Below are 19,319 nucleotides of genomic sequence, written 5' to 3' on the forward strand. Positions count from 1 at the left end.
CGGACCGGAAATTGACGGGAGAATACCGCAATAGACGCCGCCAGGAGCGGCAGAATGGGAGAGGGGAATATGGCTCAGGAAGAAGCTATCGATATGACTGGTGCAGGGAGTAACCAACTTCGTAAAAACTCGCTCGGGCTGATCGCCGTCACCTTCATGGTGATTTCGGCGGCGGCGCCGCTGACGGGTGTTGCCGGCGCGATGCCGCTGGCTTTCATGCTGGGGAACGGGGCGGGCATTCCGGCAACCTTCGTCTTCGTGACGCTGGTGATGCTGGCCTTTGCCGCAGGCTACGTCACGATGTCGCGCTACGTCACCAATGCCGGTGCTTTCTACGCCTATGCGGCGCGTGGGCTTGGCGGCCGTGTCGCCGGGGCGGTCGCGGTCACCGCATTGGTCGCCTATAACGCCATGCAGTTCGGGCTCATCGGCCTGTTCGGCGGCATCGCAGCCGGCATCTTCGGTTCGTTTGGGCTGGTGTTGCCCTGGTGGATCTGGAGCCTGCTTGCCATCCTGCTGGTCGGCTTCCTTGGCTATCGCCAGGTCGACCTGTCCGCCAAGGTGCTCGTCTTCGTCGTAGCCCTGGAATATCTGGTGGTGCTGATCGTCGATTTCGCCATTCTGGGCAAGGGCGGTGCGAACGGGCTTGCACTGAATTTCTTCGATGCAAATGCCGTCTTTTCGGGTTCGCTGACCGCTGCGGTCCTCTTCTGCCTGGGCTGCTTCATCGGTTTCGAGGCAACGACCATCTACGCCGAGGAAGCGCGCGATCCGGAAAAGACGATTCCGCGGGCCACCTATCTGTCGGTTCTGATGATCGGCATCTTCTTCATCTTCACCACATGGCTGATGATCGTCGGTATCGGCGCCGACAAGCTGCTCCCGACGATCCAGGGACTGCCTGATCCGTCGACGTTCTTCTTCGACCTCGCCGGTCAATATGCCGGCGGCACGATCGCGAATATCGCCGGCATCCTGCTGGTCTCCAGCCTGTTTGCCGCACTTTCGGCCTTTCATAACTACATCGCGCGCTACAGCTATGTCGCCGGCCGCGAGGGATTGCTGCCGGCGGTCTTCGGCCGGACGCATGATATCCATCAAAGCCCCCATGTCGGCTCGGTAACGCAGACGGCGGGAGCCTTGATCGTCCTGGCATTCTTCGCCGGGCTCGGCCTGGATCCGGTTCTCAACATGTTCACCTGGATCAGCCAGATCGGCACGCTCGGCGTTCTCGGCATGATGACGGTGACTTCGGTCGCCGTGATTGCCTTCTTCCGCCGCACGGATCACACCGCATCGGCGCTGACGACACTGATCCTTCCGCTGGTCTCCGGTCTGGTGATGGCGGCGCTGTTCGTCTACATCTTCCTGCATTTCGGCGATCTGACCGGAACGACCGGCGGCGTGCTCGGCATCGTCCTGCCCTCGCTGATCCCGATCGCGGCGATCGTGGGCTATCTCGTCGCCATGCGTCTGCAGCGCGTCGATCCGGCCCGCTTCGCCCGCATGGGGCACAATCAGGGCTGAGGCCGCTTATGCTTGCGGGATGCCGGCTTGGGCCGGCATCCCGTCCTGGATCCGGTTCGGGGGCCGATGAGAAATTCCGCCGCCTAACGATCTTCCCGCGTATGCCACAACCTCAGGATATAGATCGTTGACTGCTGAATTTCGTAGCGTATCTCATAGTGGCCGACGAGCAGGCGCCTGACCTCGCGTGGGTCGAATTCAAAGAGTCGCTCGCCAATTCTTGGGTTGGCCAGCAGAATAGTCGGCGCTTTGGTCAGGGACTGCACCGCGCGAACGGCTGCCGGCTTGTTTACAGCCGCCAGAAATTCATAGAGACGACTGAGGTCGGATAGCGCCTTGCTGGTCCATTTTGCTTGCATCAGCGAGGAAGCGGCAAAGGTTCGTCGCTGCCGAGGCTATCGGCCCATGCCTGTACCGCCTGATGGTCGATCACGCGGCCCGCGTCTACGTCCAGAAGCGCTTCCCGGGTGAGCCTCTCGCGCTCTTCTTCCTGGTCGAGCCAAGCGGTAAGAGCCTGCTTCATGATCCAGCCGCGAGAACGCTCAAGCCTTTCAGCCATCAAATCGACTTTCTCGGCCAAGGAGAGTGGGACATGCGCGGTCAAGACTTTGGTGCCGGAACCTGACATGCGATCATCCTTTTCATGAGGTTCGATTTATTCCTAATCATAGTGATTAATCTTGAATCGATCAATGACGCCCGTCGATTGGACCGAGCTGGCGGCTTTGTCTTTCCGACGAGACATCCAGCGGCAAACAGATATGCGATGGAGAACACCTAACGGTAGAACTCCGATGGCGGCTTGCCAAAATGGCGGCGGAACATCGCGGTAAAGGCGCTCTGGCTGGCGTAGCCGCAATCGAAGGCGACGTCGATGATGCGGTCGCCGCTCGCCAGTTTGCGCAGCGCAAACAAAAGTCGCGCCTGTTCTCGCCATTGCGCGAAGCTCATGCCGGTTTCCTTGACGAAGAGGCGATGCACCGTCTTGGCCGTCACGCGAAGGCGTTCGGCCCATTGGCTAGCGGTCGACGTATCGGAAGGATGTTCGGTGATCGCTTCGCAGATCAGCTTGAGGCGCTCGTCTTCCGGCATGGGAAGATGCAGGGGCAGTACATCGGAGACACGTACTTCGTCCACGAGCAGCTGCATGAGGCGATCGTCGCGGCTGCCTTCCGCATAATCGAGGGGCACGCGAACGGCGGCGACGATGAGCTCGCGCAGCAGCGGCGAAACCTCGATGACGCAGCTTCCCGCCGGCATATGGCGGATCGCCGTCGCGTCGATGAAGACCGTGCGGATCTTCACTTCGCCGGCCATCTTCACGTCATGCTCCAGCCCGGCCGCCAGCCATAGCGCCCGGCTCGGCGGCACCACCCAGGACCCCTCCACCGACCGCACGATCATCACACCCTCGATCGCGTAGAGCAGTTGGCCGCGCGGATGCGAGTGCCAGCCGGTGGAGGCCCCGTCCGGATAGTTGACGTCCATCGCCGCCATGGCGCGATGGGTATCGTGAAAATCGAGATGTTTTCGCGTCGGGTCGTTCTGCATGTCCCAATCTCTACAGTCTTGGTCACCATAAAGCGATACGGACCGATATCGAAGCAGTAAGCCGGGGTCTCGAAATGATCCATGGGTATCGCATATGAAAAACAAGCTCGCATTTCTCTATCCTCTCGTCGCCATCATCCTCTGGTCCGGCAACGTGATCGTTTCCCGAATGTCCGCGCATACGATCGGACCGGAGGCGATCACCTTCTATCGCCTGCTGCTCGCCGTCCTGCTGATGAGCACCTTCGTCGCCGTCCCGGCCTGGCGAAATCGCTTCGTCATCTGGCCGCACCTGGGGCAGTTCGCCATTCTCGGTTTCCTCGCCATGTGCTTCTTCCAGAGCCTGTCCTATCTGGCGGCGGAAACGACGACGGCGACGAACATGGCCGTGTTCACGGCGCTGACGCCGCTGCTCACGGTGGCCTTGAGCGCCTTCGTGCTGAAGGATACGCCGACTGTCGGAATGGTCGGCGGCGGCGTCCTGTCGCTTGTCGGGCTCGTTTATCTGGTCAGCGCCGGCGATCCGGCAGCGCTCGCGCGTAATGGCGTGCATCTCGGCGATCCGCTGATGTTCATTGCGGCGCTGAGCTATGCCGTCTATGGCGTCCTGCTCAAGCGTTGGAACCTGCCCGTCGCCGGCTGGCAATCGACCTATATGCAGGCGATCTGCGCTCTGGTGATCATGTTTCCGGCATTTCTTGCCACGCCAGCGCCCTTGCGTGCGCTGAATGCCGAGACCTTGCCGCTCATTGCCTATGCCGGTGGCCTCGCGTCCGTCGTCCTTCCGTTTTTATGGGTGCGCGGCGTTCATATCCTCGGCCCCAACCGCTGCGCGGCCTTCATGAACCTGTTGCCGGTGTTCACCGCGCTCGGCGCCATTGTGATGCTTGGCGAACCGGTACGGGCCTATCACGTCATCGGCGGTGGTGCCGCGCTCGTCGGCGTTGCCTGCGTGGAGCTTTTCCGCCGGCCCTTGCGCAGCGCGCCACCGGCCATGCCCGAAATTGTCGACTAAGCGAATGGACTGCCGCGAACGGACGCGGCTTTCTGCATTGAAATCACGCCCGGGGCAGGCATGAGAGCTCTTCGGGGGAAGCGCGAGCCGCGCAAAATCCTGGGGGTGACTTTGAGCCCCCAATTTGCAGCGGCGAAAAATGGGCCTTTTGCTCTGCTGCTCAAGAACGGGGTATGGAGCATCCATCAACTTTACGGCACCATGGACATCAAGCTCTTCTGAGCGCGGTCTTTCCTCTCTCCAACGTTGACCGGCCAAGCGGAGCGCGTCTAGTTTCCGTGTCACGACAGGATTCGAGATCGAAGAGGAAAACCGGCATGACCCACGTCGCCTGGCGCGCAGATCCATTGAGCTGGGGCCACGGGCCGCGCATTTTTGAAATCTTCCTGGAACCCACTTGCCCGTATTCGGTCAGGGCTTTCAACAAGCTCGACGATTTTCTGAAACAGGCAGGCGAGGATAAGGTTACCATCAAGGTGCGCCTGCAATCGCAGCCCTGGCATATGTATTCCGGCGTCCTCGTGCGCTGCATTCTTGCGGCTTCGACGCTTCCCGGAGGCAAGGAGACGGCGAAGAAGGTGATGGCTGCGATCGGCGTCCATCGCGAGGAGTTCGAGTTCGCTCATCACGCCGGCGGACCGAACATGGACGTGACGCCGAACGCGCTGATCGAGCGGCTGGAGAATTACAGCGGCATCCAGCTGAAGGAGGCCTTCGCGATCCCGGACCTCGACCGCGAGATCAAATGGCACTGCAAATACGCCCGGCAGAACGGCATCCACGTATCCCCGACCTTCATGATCGACGGGCTGGTGCAGGCCGACATGAGCAGCGGCGACAACATAGAAGCCTGGGTCAAGAAAGTATCGGCGTCGTAGGAGGCGGGCACAATCGCCCTCCCGATTTGCCGATCGCCGGGCAGCGGCCGGTTTGACACTTGAAGTCTGCGGCCAACGGGTCAACGCCCGGCTTCGGCGTGAGGAATGTTCGGGCATGCGATCCGAGCGCCCATCGTTGCCGGCAATTTGGAAAGGCGGCGATGCTTCCGCATCGGCGCCTTTGCCACTTGCTATGCCGTCAGTCTTCCACGTTGGGCAGCAGGATCGTCAGAAGCCCGATCAGCGGCAGGAAGGCGCAAAGTTCGAAGACGAACTCGATGCTCGTATGGTCGGCAAGCACGCCAAGCGCCGCCGCCCCGATGCCGCCCATGCCGAAGGCGAAGCCGAAGAACAGGCCCGACACCATGCCGACGCGGCCGGGCAGCAGCTCCTGCGCATAGACGACAATCGCAGAGAAGGCGGACGCGATGACCGTGCCGATGATCGCGCTGAGGACAATCGTCGTTTCGAGATTGGCGTGGGGCAGGACGATGGTGAAGGGCAGGATGCCGAGGATGGATCCCCAGATGACCTTCTTGCGGCCGATGCGGTCCCCAACCGGGCCGCCGACCATCGTGCCGACCGCGACGGCGGCGAAGAACACGAACTGGCAGAGCTGCGCCGTCCGTTCGGTGACGCCGAACCGGGCCATCAGGTAGAAATTATAGTAGCTGGTGAAGCTCGCCAGATAGAAATACTTCGAGAAGATCAAGGCGATCAGGACGGCAATGGCAAGGCCGACGCGGGCGCGCGACAAGCTCAGCGCCTTGTGGGTCTTGCCGGTCTTGGCCGGCGCGCGCAGGTGCCCGCCGTTTACCTGATACCAGCGGCCCAGCCCTCCGAGGACGAGGATGCCGATGAAGGCCAGGCTCGCGAGCGCCGCCATTCCATGCTGGCCGTGCGGAAGAATGAAGAAGGCGGCCAGCAGCGGCCCGAGCGACGTGCCGAAATTGCCGCCGACCTGGAACAGCGACTGGGCAAAGCCGTGCTTGCCGCCGGATGCCAGCCGCGCGATGCGGGATGCTTCGGGGTGAAAGATCGAGGAGCCGAGGCCGAGCAGCATCGCGCCCATCAGCAGGGTCGGATAGTTCGAGGCCATTCCGAGCGTAATCATGCCGGTACAGCTGCAGGCCATGCCGAACGGCAAGGAATAGGGTTGCGGCCGCCCGTCCGTGTACCACCCGACGAAGGGCTGCAGGATCGAGGCGGTAATCTGGTAGACGAAGGTCAGGACGCCGAGCTGGGCAAAGCTGAGGTCGAAGCCGGTCTTCAGCACCGGATAGCTCGCCGGCAGCAGGGACTGGGTGACATCATTGATGAAGTGGCCGAGACTGGCCACCATAATGACCGGATATATCGTCGCCGCCGCGCGAGGCGGGTTCATGACCTGGCTCATGGCTCTCACTTTCAAATCGTTCGCCGCGCTGATATTAGAAAAGACAATCGCCCGCTACCGCGATAAGGCGCAACTACTACGAGACTGGGCCAGAATGGTCAGGAACAGCCGCATAGATCCATTCATCGATGTCGACCGGCCTCTCATTGCCCTCGGCAACGAGTATAGGGACGGGCATCGTGTCGATCCGCACCAGCATCGGCGCGCGCAACTTCTATACGGCTTTTCCGGCGTAGTCGTGGTGACCACTCCGGATGGTACGCTCGTCATGCCGCCCGAGCGCGGCATGTGGATCCCTCCGGGCGTCATCCATAGCGTGCGTATGCTCGGCAATGTCAGCATGCGTAGCGTCTATATTCAGCCGCAGGCAATCAAGACGATGCCCGATCATTGCCAGGTTGTCGAAATATCGCCCCTGTTGCGCACGCTCATTGCGGAGGCCGTCGATATTCCGGTCGACTATGACGTCAACGATCGCGCCGGTGCCTTGATGACCTTGCTTCTGCACGAGCTGGCAAGGCTGAAACCGCTGCCTTTATCCTTGCCGATCCCGCGCAACAGTGTGCTTGCCCAGAAGTGCCAGGATTTCGTGCGGCAACCGACGACGCACGATACGATCGATGTCTGGGCGAATTACATGAGCATGAGCCGGCGTGCGTTTACCCGCATGTTTCGTCTCGAGACGGGCCTCAGCTTCGTCAAGTGGCGCGAGCAGGCCTGCCTTCATGCCGCGCTTCCCCGGCTCGTCGCGGGGACGCCGGTGACGACGATTGCAATCGACCTCGGCTACAAGAACCCGGCCGCCTTCACGACCATGTTCAAGCGGGCCTTTGGCTATTCGCCGCGCGAGATCACGCGCCAGCATGCGCGCAACGGTTCCCCGAGTGCTGGCCTCCAGCCTTGAAGGTCATTGCGAGCCGCCGAGATGATCGCCACAGAACGCGGGAGACTCATGGCATGACCCGTCAGGTCGCGTCGAGATAGGGCTTCAGAGGCATATCGTCATGCCTCGGCACCGTTTGCCGTTCGATCATGTGGTGGATGACCGGCGGCTGGCCGCCGCGATGCAGGGCATCGAGACGCTCCGCGACATCGATATCGGCATGCGTCTGGCGCTGGCTATGGCGAACATAGTCGATCCAGGTCGGCAGATGGTAGCTTTCCGTCCATGTGTTCGGCTTTTCCAGATCGCGCAAGAGCGACCATTGCTTCGCGCCATCCCGGATTCGCATCCGGCGCCGCTGGGCCATGACGGCCAGAAACTCCGGCACGTCATCCTGATCGATGTCGTAATCCACCATGACCAGGATCGGACCGCTTCTGGATCGCAGGTCAAGCTGCAGTTGCGGTTCGCTGAACGTGTTCGTCGGATCGAGATTGAGGGATTCGAAGTCCGGCTGGCGCAACAGAAGGCCAAGCAGGCCGCCTATCGCCAACGTGACGCTTGCGATGCAGAGAGCGCCGGTGACGCCATGGGCGTCGGCCAGTTCGCCCCACATCCAGCTTCCTACGGCCATGCCGCCGAAAGTCGCCGTCTGGTAAAGCGAAAGGGCGCGACCGACGACCCAGCGCGGCGTGGAGAGCTGAACGGTGACGTTGAAGAGCGAAAAGGCCTGCACCCAGGCAACACCGGCCGGCATGAGAAGAAGACAGCTCAGCCACACCTGATGGCTGAGCGACAGGAAGAAGCAGCTGACCGCCAGCGTGAAGAATGCGCCGCGGATCACCCATTCATTGCTCAGGAGGTCACGAATGCGGCCGATCAGCAGCGCGCCGCAAATGGCGCCGAAGCCGAAGAAGCCGAGCATGATGCCGTAGGTGATCGCCGTGCCATGCACATGATCGCGCGCGACGAGAGGCAGCAGCGCCAGGATGACGATCGCCGTCAGGCCGAAGACGAAGCTGCGGCACATCACCTTGAGTAGGTTCGGCGACATCAGGACATAGCGGAACCCGGCCGACATCGCGCTTGCGAAAGGCTCGCGCGGCAGCGCATTGCGGGCGGGGGCCTTCTTCCAGCGCAACAGCGTGAGAATGAGAGCGAAATAGCAGAAGACGTTGAAGAGGAATGCGAAAGCCGCGCCCGCGGCCGCGACGATGACGCCGCCGATCGCCGGCCCGATGCTGCGCATCAGATTATAGCTCATGCTGTTGAGCGCAACGGCGCCGGGCAGATGTTCGCGCGGGACGACGTCGCCCATCGAAGCCTGCCATGACGGATTGTGAAGAGCGCCACCGCAGCCGATCAGGAAGGTGAAGCAGAGCAGCAGCCAGGGCGTCAGGGCATTGCTGTAGGAAAGTACGGCCAGCGTCGCGGAGACTGAGAGCATCAGCGTCTGCGCGATCAGCATGATCCGCCTGCGGTCGTAATTGTCGGCCAGTGCCCCGGCCGCAAGCGAGAAGATCATGACGGGCAGGGTGGTGGAGGACTGCACCAGCGCGACCATGCCGTGGGAGGTCGCAAGGCTGGTCATGAGCCAGGCCGCACCGACGCCTTCGACCAGACCGCCGAGATTGGAAATGAGCGTTGCCGACCAGAGCGAGCGGAATGTCTTGGATTGAAACGCGACGAGCGGAGAGGTTCTATTGAGCATGTCGGCTTTTCTTCACAGGATTGTCTTGCTCGACGGGCGCGGAAAATTCGCTCGAAGCCTATGCGCGGTCGAGTCGGTCATAAGCCTATAGTGATTTGCTAATTTCCGAAACGATCTTGGAATAAAATTCTCGCCGATGACGGCGGATTCGGCCGTCGGATCCTGAAAGCATCTCCCGGGAGACTTGCGTGGTCAGAGCTCGCTTCCTAGTTCGCCCCGGAGCGGTCGACGTATTACGAAGATGGCTTGGTTCGCGGCGGTAATGGTGGAGTGACATCGCGCACCACCGTTGCCCCTGTCCACTGACAGCGAACCTGGAAGATCTCTCAAGGCAAGGCGGTAGGGACTCTTCGGCGCCCTAACGGATAAGGATCGCGCGAAAGTCGTTGACGTTCGTGCCGGTGGGGCCGCTCACGAAAAGGTCGTCGAGCGCGGAAAAGGCCGACCAGCTGTCGTTCCGGTCCAGGAATTCGGCGGCGTCCTTCCCCTGGTCGGCAAGGCGCGTGGCGGTGCTGCCGTCGGCAAAGGCGCCGGCATTGTCCTCGGAGCCGTCGATACCGTCGGTATCCGCAGCGAGGGCCGAGACGCCCGACTGGCCGGAGATGGCGCAGGCGAAGGAGAGCAGGAATTCGCTGTTGCGGCCGCCCTTGCCTTTACCCTTGATCGTTACGGTCGTCTCGCCGCCCGACAGAACAAGCACGGGCCCCTTCGATGCGAGGCCCCGGCGGGCGATCTTCGCCACGATCGCGGCGTGTTCGCGGCCGACCTCGGATGCTTCGCCCTCGATGGCGTCGGAAAGAACAATGGGCTCGACGCCGGCTTTGCGCGCGACGTCGGCCGCCGCCTCCAGCGCAATGGCGGCGGAAGCCACGAGTTTCACCTCGTTGCGGGCGAAGCGAGGGTCTGACGGCAGCGGCGGCTCGTCTTCGCCATTCTCAAGATGGCGCATGACGGCTTCCGGCAGGTCGAGGCGATAGCGGTCTATGATCCCAAGCGCGTCGGCGCGCGTGGCCATGTCGGCAATCGTCGGCCCGGAGGCGACGAGGGCGGGATTGTCTCCCGGTATGTCGGAAACCACGAGCGAGACGACACGGGCCGGATGCGCCAGTGCGGCGAGGCGGCCCCCCTTGATCCGTGAGACCTGCTTGCGTACGGCATTCATGGCGCTGATCGGCGCGCCGGAGGCAAGCAGGGCCCGGTTGACGGCGATCTCGTCGGCAAGCGTGAGATCGCCGGCGGGAGCCGGCAGCAATGCCGATCCGCCGCCGCAGACAAGGGCAACCACCAGATCGTCTTCGGTGAGGCCGCTCACGGCGGCCATCAGCCGGTCGGAGGCGCGCAGGCCGCTTTCATCCGGCACAGGATGGGCGGCTTCGAGGACTTCGATGCGCTCACAAGGCACGGCATAGCCGTAACGCGTGACGACGACGCCGGAAAGCGGCGCATCCCACAGGCGCTCGAAGGCGCGTGCCATCTGCGCCGCCCCTTTGCCGGCACCGACCACCACCGTCCTACCCTTCGGCTTTTCCGGCAGATGGGCGGCAAGCGCCTTGTCCGGATCGGCGGCCGCAACCGCCGCGTAGAACAGCTTTTCCAGAAAGGCGCGGGGATCGGCGATGGTCGGCATCGGGTTTCTCACATGTTAGAGCGTGTCCGCTTTTCTTCCGAAACGCGAAAACGCTCTACGTTCTGTTTCTGGAGGCATTCCGGACGGAAAGCCGCTTCGCACTTCTCCTGGAAAGCTCTAGGCGACGGGATGGTTCGCCATCCGCTCCAGCGCCTTGACGAGACCGGAGTGATCAAGCCCGCTGTCGCCATTGGCGGCGCATTGATTGAAAAGCTCCTGTGTCGATGCCGTGTTGGGCAACGAGACGCCCAGCGCCTTGGCGCCCTGCAAGGCAAGGTTCAAATCCTTCTGGTGCAGCGATATGCGGAAGCCGGGCTCGAAGGTGCGCTTGATCATGCGTTCGCCATGGACTTCGAGGATGCGCGAGGATGCAAAGCCGCCCATCAGCGCGGAGCGCACGCGGGCCGGATCCGCCCCTGCCTTGGAGGCAAAGACGAGCGCCTCGGACACGGCCTCGATCGTCAGCGCGACGATGATCTGGTTGGCGACCTTGGTGACCTGGCCGTCGCCGCAATCGCCGACGAGGGTGATGTTCTTGCCCATCAGCTGGAAGAGCGGCAGCGCCCGCTCGAAGCTGGCCTCCGATCCGCCGGCCATGATCGACAGCGAGGCGTTTTTGGCGCCGACTTCGCCACCGGAGACGGGGGCGTCGATATATTCCGCACCTGTCTCGCGAACCCTCCGGGCGAATTCCTTGGTCTCGATCGGTGAGATCGAGCTCATGTCGATGACGAGCTTGCCCTTCGAAAGACCAAGGGCAACACCGTTCTCGCCGAAGAGCACATCCTTGACCTCCGGCGTATCCGGCAGCATCAGGATGATCGTATCGACGGTTTCGGCGAGCGCTCTCGGCGTCTCGACGAATTGAAGGCCGTTGTCGAGCAACTCCTGGCGCGGCGCGGCGGAAAACTTGGACGTGATGACGGTATGGCCGGCATCCTGCAGGTGGCGTGCCATGGGTGTGCCCATGATGCCGAGGCCGATAAATCCGATGTGTGCCATGGTTGTTAGCTCCTGATATTGAGAATGGCTGCGCTTTCGCTGTGGCGGCCGGTAGCCGCAAACCAGCCAAGCCCCGCTTCCGTCGTGGTCCGCGGCTTGTATTCGCAACCGATCCAGCCGTCGTAGCCGAGCGCATCGAGCGCATCGAAGACGAAGGGATAGGCGATCTCGCCGGTCCCCGGTTCGTTGCGGCCCGGATTGTCGGCAAGCTGCACATGGGCGATCTGCGCCTGGTGCTTCTTGAACGTGCCGATCAGTTCGCCCTCGGTACGCTGCTGGTGATAGAGGTCGTACTGAATGAACAGATTGTCGCTGCCGACCTCGGCGATGATCGAGGCTGCCTGATCGGGCGTATTGAGATAGAAGCCCGGAATGTCGAAGCGATTGATCGGCTCGATCAACAGGCGGATGCCGTGCTTGCCCAGTTCGGCTGCGGCATATCTGAGATTGACGACGAAGGTGGTTCGCAGTGTTTCATCGGATATGCCCGCTGGCGCGATGCCGGAAAGGCAGTTGACCTGGCTGCAACCGAGCGCCGTCGCATAGTCGATCGCGGCGGCGACGCCACGGCGGAATTCGTCGATGCGATCGGGCAGGATCGCGATGCCGCGCTCGCCGCCGGCCCAATTGCCGGCCGGCAGATTGTGCAGCACCTGCGTCAGGCCATGACGATCGAGTTCGGCGCGGAGGGCTTCCTTCGTAAAGTCATAGGGAAACAGATATTCGACACCGTCGAAGCCTGCCTTGGCGGCGAGTGCGAAGCGCTCCAGAAAGGGCGCTTCGTTGAAAAGCATGGTCAGATTGGCCGCAAATCTCGGCATGATATCTCTCCTTCAATCCAGCAGGGCGAGGATCGCGGTCGGGGCATCCTCGCCGCGCTCGGCAAGCTCCTCGAACTCGACGACGGCGTTGATGTCGGCGCCCATGGCGATGTTGGTGACGCGTTCGAGAATGAACTCGATGACGACGGGAACCTGGTGTTCCTTCATGAGCTTCTGTGCGGTGGTGAAGGCTTCCTGGAATTCGTTCGGGCTGCGGACGCGGATCGCCTTGCAGCCGAGACCCTCGGCAACCGCGACATGGTCCACGCCGTAGCCCGGTTCCGCGTCGCCCGATGCGTTGATGTTGTCGAAGGCGAGGCTGACCTCGAAATCCATGTTCAAGCCGCGCTGGGCCTGGCGAATGAGGCCGAGATAGGAATTGTTCACCACCACATGCAGATAGGGGAGCTTGTGCTGGGCGCCGACCGCCAATTCCTCGACGAGGAACTGGAAATCATAGTCGCCGGACAGGGCGACGATCGGGCGATCCGGGTCGGCGGCGCGCACGCCGAGCGCTGCCGGCAGCGTCCAGCCAAGCGGGCCTGCCTGGCCGCAATTGATCCAGTTGCGCGGCTTGTAGACATGCAGGAACTGCGCGCCGGCGATCTGGCTGAGACCGATGGTCGAGACATAGCAGGTGTCGCGGTCGAAGGCCTTGTTCATTTCCTCGTAGACGCGCTGGGGCTTCAGCGGCGTCTGGTCGAAATGCGTCTTGCGCAGCATGGTGCGCTTGCGCTCGCGGCATTCCCCCGCCCAGGCGGACCAATCGCGCAGCTTGCCAGCCGTCTTCCATTCCGTTGCAACGTCGAGGAACAGCTTCAACGCCGCGCCGGCATCCGAAACGATGCCGAAATCCGGTGCGAAGACACGGCCGATCTGGGTCGGCTCGATATCGACGTGGACGAAGGTGCGGCCCTCGGTATAGGTCGAGACGTTTCCGGTATGGCGGTTTGCCCAGCGATTGCCGATACCGAAGACGAAGTCGGAGGCGAGCAGCGTGGCATTGCCGTAGCGATGCGAGGTCTGCAGTCCGCACATGCCGGCCATCAGCGGATGATCGTCGGGGATCGTGCCCCAGCCCATCAGCGTCGGGATGATCGGAACGCCGGTGATCTCGGCAAATTCGACCAGCAGGTCGGACGCATCGGCATTGATGATGCCGCCGCCCGCGACAATCAGAGGACGCTCCGCCGCATTCAGCATGGCGAGCGCCTTCTCCGCCTGCGCCCGCGTCGCTGACGGCTTATAGGGCTCGAGCGGGGCATAGGTGTCGATGTCGAACTCTATTTCAGCGAGCTGGACGTCGACGGGCAGATCGATGAGGACCGGGCCGGGACGACCGGAGCGCATCGTATGAAACGCCTTCTGGAAGACGTAAGGGACCAGCGCCGGCTCCATGACGGTAACGGCCCATTTGGTAACGGGAGCCGCGATCTTCGCGATATCGACGGCCTGGAAATCCTCCTTGTCGAGACGCGCACGCGGCGCCTGCCCTGTGATGCAGAGGATCGGGATCGAATCGGCCGAGGCCGAATAGAGGCCGGTGATCATGTCGGTGCCGGCTGGACCCGAGGTTCCGATGCAGACGCCGATATTGCCGGCCTGCGCACGGGTGTAGCCCTCTGCCATGTGGCTCGCGCCCTCGACGTGGCGGGCAAGCACATGGCGGATCGAGCCGCGCATCTTCATTGCCGAGTAGAAGGGGTTGATCGCAGCACCCGGAACGCCGAAGGCGCAATTGACGCCTTCCTTTTCCAGAACCAGCACTGCGGCATCGACTGCACGCATCTTTGCCATGGGACTTTCTCCGTTTCTGAAGAGAAAGTACCGCATTCATTCCAGGGCGCAATCATAAAATGGAAATCAATCTCATCATGTGGAAATAAACATTTTCAACGAATCTGGAACAAATGAAACGAAGCGGATATGTCATGAGGCCCAAGCGCCGCGCCAAAATGCGCGGCGCATTCGAGTCAGAAGTGAGCGTCATGGCGGAAAATCGGGAAAAGACGAGGGGCAGGCCGGGCCGGAAACCGGCCGAAAACGCGGCGGCTTCGTCCGTGCAGGTGCTCGATCGCAGCTTGAAGCTATTGGAGCTGGTGGCCGAAGCCGACGGTGCGGTGTTGACCGACCTTGCCGATCAGTCGGGCATGGCGCCTTCCACCGTGCACCGGTTGCTGACCTCTCTTGCCCAGCACGGCATGGTGACGCACGACGGAGAGACCGGCGCCTGGACGATCGGGGTCAAAGCCTTCGAGATCGGAACGGCCTACCTGCGCTTCCGCAAGCTCGGGACAATCAGCCGGCCTTTCCTGAAGCAATTGATGGAAGAGTCCGGAGAAACCGCCAATATCGCCATCGAGGACGACGGCGACGTCGTGTTCATCTCCCAGGCGGAAAGCCATGCGCCGATGCGCGCCTTCTTTCGGCCCGGCCGGCGTGGGCCGATCCACGCTTCCGGCATCGGCAAGGCGATTATTTCCACCTGGCCCGATAGCCGGATCGAGGCGGTTCTCGGTGGGCGCGCGCTGCAGCATTTCACCGAGAAGACTCGCGATACGCTTCCCTCGCTGCTCGAAGATATGGCCCGGATCCGGGCGCGGGGCTGGTCGATCGACGACGAGGAGCACACGCTCGGCATGCGCTGCGTGGCGGCGCCGATCTTCGATGAATATGGGGACGCCATTGCCGGCATTTCCATCTCGGGCCCGGCTGTGCGATTGCCTGACGTCAAGGTCGCCGCCCTGGGGCCTGTCGTGCTGGCGGCCGCGGAGGAGTTGACGAAGGCGATGGGTGGGAGGGTGAAGCGTTTCTGAACGGCTTTGCGAACGACCGGTTCCAATGAGAAGCGCCACGACAGAAACCGTCGAAGCCGCCTTCGATCTGAAGACGGCGTCGACGGATCGTGGCGTCAGTCGATCAAGCGAGTTGCAGCGATTCGCGTAGAACGGCTTTCGGCTTCCTGGTCTTCATCGCCTTGCCGGCGACGTAGACTTCGGCGACACAGCGATCGTCGCCCATGGTCTGCAGGATGAAGAGTTCCTCGGCCAGCGACGTTGCCGTGCGCATTCGGAATTCCATCGCCGACTTGGCGGTGGAATCGAGCACGACAATATCGGCGTCTGCGCCCGCCTGCAGCGACCCGATCCGTTTTTCGAGGCCAAGCGCCAGGGCATTGCCGCGCGTCATGCGATAGAAGGAATTGAACGGCGTCAGCCGCTGCCCCTGCAGGTGCAGCACCTTGTAGGCCTCGTCCATCGTTTCCAGCATGGAAAAGCTGGTGCCGGCGCCGACATCCGTCGCGACCGACCAGCGCGCGCCAAGCCTGTCGAATTGGGCGGCATTGAAGAGCCCGGAGCCGAGGAAGAGGTTCGACGTCGGGCAGAACACGCCGACCGCGCCGGTTTCGGCCAGCACGGCAACTTCCCGCGCGCTCATATGAATGCAATGGCCGAGCAGCATGCGAGAATTGAGCAGGCCGTAACGGGCGTAAATATCAGTGTAGTCCTTCGCCTCGGGATAAAGCGAGGTGGCAAAGGCAATCTCGTCGCGGTTTTCGGAAAGATGGGTCTGGACGTAGCAGTCCGGATGCTCGGCGACGAGCGCCTTGCTCATATCCATCTGCCCGGGCGTCGAGGTGATCGCAAAGCGCGGGCTGATCGCATAATGCGCGCGGCCTCGGCCATGCCATCGTTCAATCAGCCGCTTCGTCTCGTCGTAACCCTGCTGCGGCGTATCGCGCAAAGCATCCGGCGCGTTGCGGTCCATCATCACCTTGCCGCCGATCATGCACATGCCGCGTGCTTCGGCCGCTGCGAAATAGGCATCGACGCTTTCGGGATGGACCGAGCAATAGGCAACCGCCGTCGTCGTGCCGTTCGACAGGAGCTCGTCCATGAAGCGGTCGGCCACCTCGGCAGCGTGAGCGGCACGGGCGAATTTCTGCTCCTCGACGAAGATATAGGTGTTCAGCCATTCGAGCAGCTGTGCGCCATAGGAGGCGATCGCCTGCGTCTGCGGGAAATGCAGATGCGTATCGATAAAGCCGGGGAGGATGAGGTTCGGACGATGATCGGCGAGCTTGGTATTGGAGCGCACCAGCTTGCTCATGTCGCCATAGGAGCCGATCTCGACGATCTTTCCGTCGCGCACGAAAACGGCGCCGTCCTCGATATAGCGATAGGAGGCGGTATCGTCGATGCCCTGCGGCTCGGCGAGGAATGTCAGAACGCGACCGCGGATCAGGATTTCGTTCATTGGGTCTTCTCCCCGTTGACGGCGCTCTCGTACCAGGAGACGAGCAGGCGGCGCTCCTCGTCGGTGATATGCGAGGCATTGGCCGGCGGCATGGCGTGGCTGCGGCCGGCCTGCAGATAGATCTCGCGGGCATGGGCGGCGATGTCGCGGTCGGTCTCGAACATCACGCCCTTCGGAGGCGCGATGATGCCCTCCCAGCTCGGCTCTTTCGCATGGCACATGGAACAGCGTCCCATGATGGTATCGCGAACCTTCGGAAAGGCCTGGGCCGTGACGAAGGGCTGCTGGGTGGCGGAGAGTTTAGGCTCGGCCGGTTCTCCCGTGAGGATCTTCGGCACCGTGGAGAGCCACATGATGACAATGAACAGGACGACGGTGACGATCCAGGTCCAGGTCGGCTTGCCGGCATCGGCGTGGCGGGTGTTGAACCAGTGGCGGATGGTGACGCCCATCAGGAAGACCAGCGAGGCGATGATCCAGTTGAACTGCGTGCCGAAGGCCAGCGGATAGTGGTTCGACAGCATCAGGAACAGCACCGGCAGCGTCAGGTAGTTGTTGTGCGTCGAACGCTGCTTGGCGATCCTGCCGTATTTCGGATCGGGCTTGCGGCCGGCGAGGAGGTCGGCGACGACGATCTTCTGGTTCGGAATGATGATGAAGAACACGTTGGCCGACATGATCGTCGCGGTGAAGGCGCCAAGATGCAGGAAGGCGGCGCGGCCCGTAAACAGGTGCGTATAACCCCAGGCCACCGCCACCAGAATGAAGTACAGCGCCACCATCAGCCGCGTATTGTCGTTGCCGAAGGGCGACTTGCAGATCAGGTCGTACATGAGCCAGCCGCCCGCGATGGAGGCCAGCGAAATGCCGATCGCCACCGGCTTGGAGACGTCGAGCACGGCCGGATCGATCATGTAGAGGTCGGCGCCGGCATAGTAGACGAGACACAGCATGCCGAAGCCGGACAGCCAGGTAACGTAGCTTTCCCATTTGAACCAGACGAGATGGTCCGGCATGTTGGCCGGCGCCACCAGATATTTCTGGATATGGTAGAAGCCGCCGCCATGGACCTGCCATTCCTCGCCATAGGCGCCCGGCGGCAGGGCCGGATGCTTTTTCAGGCCCAGGTCGAGCGCGACGAAATAGAATGACGAGCCAATCCAGGCGATTGCGGTGATGACGTGCAGCCAGCGGACGGCAAATGTCAGCCAGTCCCAGGCGATGGCATATTCGTACATGGGAACTCCCTCCCGATCTTCACGGGACTGTTTGCCATCGCTTGATTTTCTCGGAAATCCCGGTGAATCCGCAACACTTTCAAAAAAAACTATAAGATACCCCCCGGTTTGTTCCGCACGGCGATGTGGTAGAAAGGGCCATGTCCTATCTTGATAACGTGCGTGTCTTCGTTCGCGTGGTCGAACTCGGTACCCTCTCGGCAGCAGGGCGTGACCAGCGTGTCACGCCTGCGGTCGCGAGCAATCGCATCAAGGAACTCGAGCGTCATCTCGGCGTGCGTCTCTTCAACCGCACGACGCGCAAGCTCTCGCCGACCGAGCACGGCCGCGTCTTCTACGAGAAGGCCGTGAAGATCATCGAGGCTGTCAATGAGGCGGAGGCGGCCATCGCCGATCTCTCGCGCAACCCGAAGGGATCGCTCAGGATCACTGCGCCGCTCGGCATCGGCCGTAGGCTGATCGCATCGGGCATTCCGGAATTCCACGATAAGTACCCGGATATCGAAGTGCGCGTCCGCCTGTCGGATCACAATGTCGATATCCTTGCCGAAGGGGTCGATGTCGCCTTCAAGCTCGGTGTGCTGGAAGATTCGAACCTGCGCATGCGCGGCATCCTCAACTGCGAGCGGGTGCTCTGCGCTTCCCCGGCCTATCTTGCGCATCGCGGCGTGCCGCCAGGTGCGGACGCCTTGATCGCCGACAAGCATGACTGTCTTCTGCTGCGCTATCCCGGCTCGAAGGAATATTTCTGGACGCTGATGACGGCCGAAGGTCCCCGCAAATTCGAAGTGGCCGGCCCCTACGACAGCGACGACGGCGATGTGCTCACCCAATGGGCTCTGGAAGACCGCGGCATCATCAACAAGCCGTTGTTCGAGGTGAAGGCCTATCTCAAGGAGGGCCGGCTGGTGGAAATCCTGAAGGAGAGCCCGCCGGCTCCCGTTCAGCTCGCCGCCATCTACCCGCACAAGCGTTTCCAGGACCCGAAGGTCCGGCTGATGATCGATTTCATGGCGGAGCGCTGTCAGCGGCTGATCGGCAAATTGCTTGAGGAGGAGCCGGTGGCCGCAGTTTCGTGACTGAGGCCGCAGGTTGATCTCTGCTTGATTCAGGCCGGGCGAGATCATATATGACTACCGGTGGTCATATGGAGGCGCGGCATGAAGGAAATCCAGCTCAAGGACGCGAAGGCGACGCTTTCTGCTGTGGTTGATCAAGCCGTGGCCGGTGAGCCGACGGTCATTACCCGCCATGGCCGGAAGGAAGCCGTGCTGGTTTCCTTCGAAGAATGGCAACGGGTTTCCAAAGTACCGGATTTCGCCGACCTGCTTTTGGTCTTTCCGGGCGAGCCGGCGGATATTCCGCAACGATCGCGGAAGCCCGCCCGTGCGCTGCGTGAAGACGGCTTTTGAT

18 protein-coding genes are annotated in these 19,319 nt (G+C 62.0%); 7 read left to right on the forward strand and 11 right to left on the reverse strand.

Annotation, left to right across the window (positions count from 1 at the left end):
• The first annotated feature begins 69 nt into the window (after positions 1-69).
• Positions 70-1,527: an APC family permease gene (locus GR212_RS19445; protein ID WP_246725813.1), complete on the forward strand. Its 1,458-nt coding sequence runs from the start codon at positions 70-72 to the stop codon at positions 1,525-1,527.
• Positions 1,528-1,610: 83 nt separating this feature from the next.
• Here GR212_RS19445 and GR212_RS19450 read toward each other — a convergent pair whose 3' ends face one another.
• The 3 genes from GR212_RS19450 to GR212_RS19460 form a co-directional block, all read right to left on the reverse strand.
• Entirely contained in the window at positions 1,611-1,886 is a 276-nt protein-coding gene (locus GR212_RS19450; RefSeq protein ID WP_163988423.1) for a type II toxin-antitoxin system RelE/ParE family toxin, read from the reverse strand.
• Positions 1,886-2,155, reverse strand: coding sequence for a CopG family ribbon-helix-helix protein (locus GR212_RS19455; RefSeq protein ID WP_163988425.1), 270 nt, complete (start codon positions 2,153-2,155; stop codon positions 1,886-1,888). Before GR212_RS19455 ends, GR212_RS19450 begins: the two co-directional genes overlap by 1 nt.
• Before the next feature lie 149 nt (positions 2,156-2,304).
• Positions 2,305-3,078 carry an AraC family transcriptional regulator gene (locus GR212_RS19460; RefSeq protein ID WP_163988426.1) on the reverse strand — a complete coding sequence of 258 codons (774 nt, stop codon included), beginning with the start codon at positions 3,076-3,078 and terminating at the stop codon, positions 2,305-2,307.
• Between the two features lie 94 nt (positions 3,079-3,172).
• Here GR212_RS19460 and GR212_RS19465 point away from each other — a divergent pair, with 94 nt between their 5' ends.
• The gene (locus tag GR212_RS19465; RefSeq protein WP_163988428.1) at positions 3,173-4,093 is read left to right on the forward strand and encodes a DMT family transporter; all 921 of its coding nucleotides are present in this window, start codon (positions 3,173-3,175) and stop codon (positions 4,091-4,093) included.
• Between the two features lie 317 nt (positions 4,094-4,410).
• Positions 4,411-4,971: a DsbA family protein gene (locus GR212_RS19470; RefSeq protein ID WP_163988430.1), complete on the forward strand. Its 561-nt coding sequence runs from the start codon at positions 4,411-4,413 to the stop codon at positions 4,969-4,971.
• 199 nt (positions 4,972-5,170) lie between these two features.
• Here the strand turns inward: GR212_RS19470 and GR212_RS19475 are convergent, their stop codons facing one another.
• A complete protein-coding gene (locus GR212_RS19475) occupies positions 5,171-6,355 on the reverse strand; it encodes an MFS transporter (RefSeq protein WP_246725814.1) in 1,185 nt (394 codons plus the stop codon).
• Between GR212_RS19475 and GR212_RS19480 the strand changes: the two genes are divergently transcribed.
• A complete protein-coding gene (locus GR212_RS19480) occupies positions 6,354-7,271 on the forward strand; it encodes an AraC family transcriptional regulator (protein ID WP_246725815.1) in 918 nt (305 codons plus the stop codon). The two genes, GR212_RS19475 and GR212_RS19480, sit on opposite strands and share 2 nt — an antisense overlap.
• A gap of 61 nt (positions 7,272-7,332) precedes the next feature.
• Here the strand turns inward: GR212_RS19480 and GR212_RS19485 are convergent, their stop codons facing one another.
• The 5 genes from GR212_RS19485 to gcl all read right to left on the reverse strand — a co-directional run bounded on the left by GR212_RS19485 (position 7,333) and on the right by gcl (position 14,208).
• Entirely contained in the window at positions 7,333-8,961 is a 1,629-nt protein-coding gene (locus GR212_RS19485) for an MFS transporter (RefSeq protein ID WP_163988434.1), read from the reverse strand.
• A 358-nt stretch (positions 8,962-9,319) separates the two neighbouring features.
• Positions 9,320-10,588 carry a glycerate kinase type-2 family protein gene (locus tag GR212_RS19490; RefSeq protein WP_163988436.1) on the reverse strand — a complete coding sequence of 423 codons (1,269 nt, stop codon included), beginning with the start codon at positions 10,586-10,588 and terminating at the stop codon, positions 9,320-9,322.
• A gap of 117 nt (positions 10,589-10,705) precedes the next feature.
• Complete coding sequence (gene glxR / locus GR212_RS19495) at positions 10,706-11,590, reverse strand: 2-hydroxy-3-oxopropionate reductase (RefSeq protein ID WP_163988438.1); 885 nt, start codon at positions 11,588-11,590, stop codon at positions 10,706-10,708.
• 5 nt (positions 11,591-11,595) lie between these two features.
• Positions 11,596-12,411: a hydroxypyruvate isomerase gene (hyi, locus tag GR212_RS19500; RefSeq protein ID WP_163988440.1), complete on the reverse strand. Its 816-nt coding sequence runs from the start codon at positions 12,409-12,411 to the stop codon at positions 11,596-11,598.
• Positions 12,412-12,423: 12 nt separating this feature from the next.
• Positions 12,424-14,208, reverse strand: coding sequence for a glyoxylate carboligase (gene gcl / locus GR212_RS19505; RefSeq protein ID WP_163988442.1), 1,785 nt, complete (start codon positions 14,206-14,208; stop codon positions 12,424-12,426).
• Between the two features lie 191 nt (positions 14,209-14,399).
• Between gcl and bhcR the strand changes: the two genes are divergently transcribed.
• Positions 14,400-15,227 (forward strand): HTH-type transcriptional regulator BhcR, encoded by an 828-nt coding sequence (gene bhcR, locus GR212_RS19510; protein ID WP_163988513.1) that lies wholly within the window; start codon positions 14,400-14,402, stop codon positions 15,225-15,227.
• A 103-nt stretch (positions 15,228-15,330) separates the two neighbouring features.
• On the opposite strand, the gene guaD is transcribed toward bhcR, so the two are convergent.
• Both guaD and GR212_RS19520 read right to left on the reverse strand, forming a co-directional pair.
• Positions 15,331-16,668 carry a guanine deaminase gene (gene guaD, locus GR212_RS19515; RefSeq protein ID WP_163988444.1) on the reverse strand — a complete coding sequence of 446 codons (1,338 nt, stop codon included), beginning with the start codon at positions 16,666-16,668 and terminating at the stop codon, positions 15,331-15,333.
• The gene (locus GR212_RS19520) at positions 16,665-17,906 is read right to left on the reverse strand and encodes a urate hydroxylase PuuD (RefSeq protein ID WP_163988446.1); all 1,242 of its coding nucleotides are present in this window, start codon (positions 17,904-17,906) and stop codon (positions 16,665-16,667) included. Before GR212_RS19520 ends, guaD begins: the two co-directional genes overlap by 4 nt.
• Before the next feature lie 140 nt (positions 17,907-18,046).
• Here GR212_RS19520 and GR212_RS19525 point away from each other — a divergent pair, with 140 nt between their 5' ends.
• Both GR212_RS19525 and GR212_RS19530 read left to right on the forward strand, forming a co-directional pair.
• Entirely contained in the window at positions 18,047-18,985 is a 939-nt protein-coding gene (locus tag GR212_RS19525; protein ID WP_163988448.1) for a LysR family transcriptional regulator, read from the forward strand.
• Between the two features lie 81 nt (positions 18,986-19,066).
• Positions 19,067-19,318, forward strand: a complete 252-nt coding sequence (locus GR212_RS19530) for a type II toxin-antitoxin system Phd/YefM family antitoxin (RefSeq protein WP_163988450.1) — start codon at positions 19,067-19,069, stop codon at positions 19,316-19,318.
• Position 19,319: the final 1 nt, after the last annotated feature.

It is taken from the genome of Martinezella lusitana, from assembly GCF_010668395.1.
GTDB classification, from domain to species: Bacteria; Pseudomonadota; Alphaproteobacteria; order Rhizobiales; family Rhizobiaceae; genus Rhizobium; species Rhizobium lusitanum_A.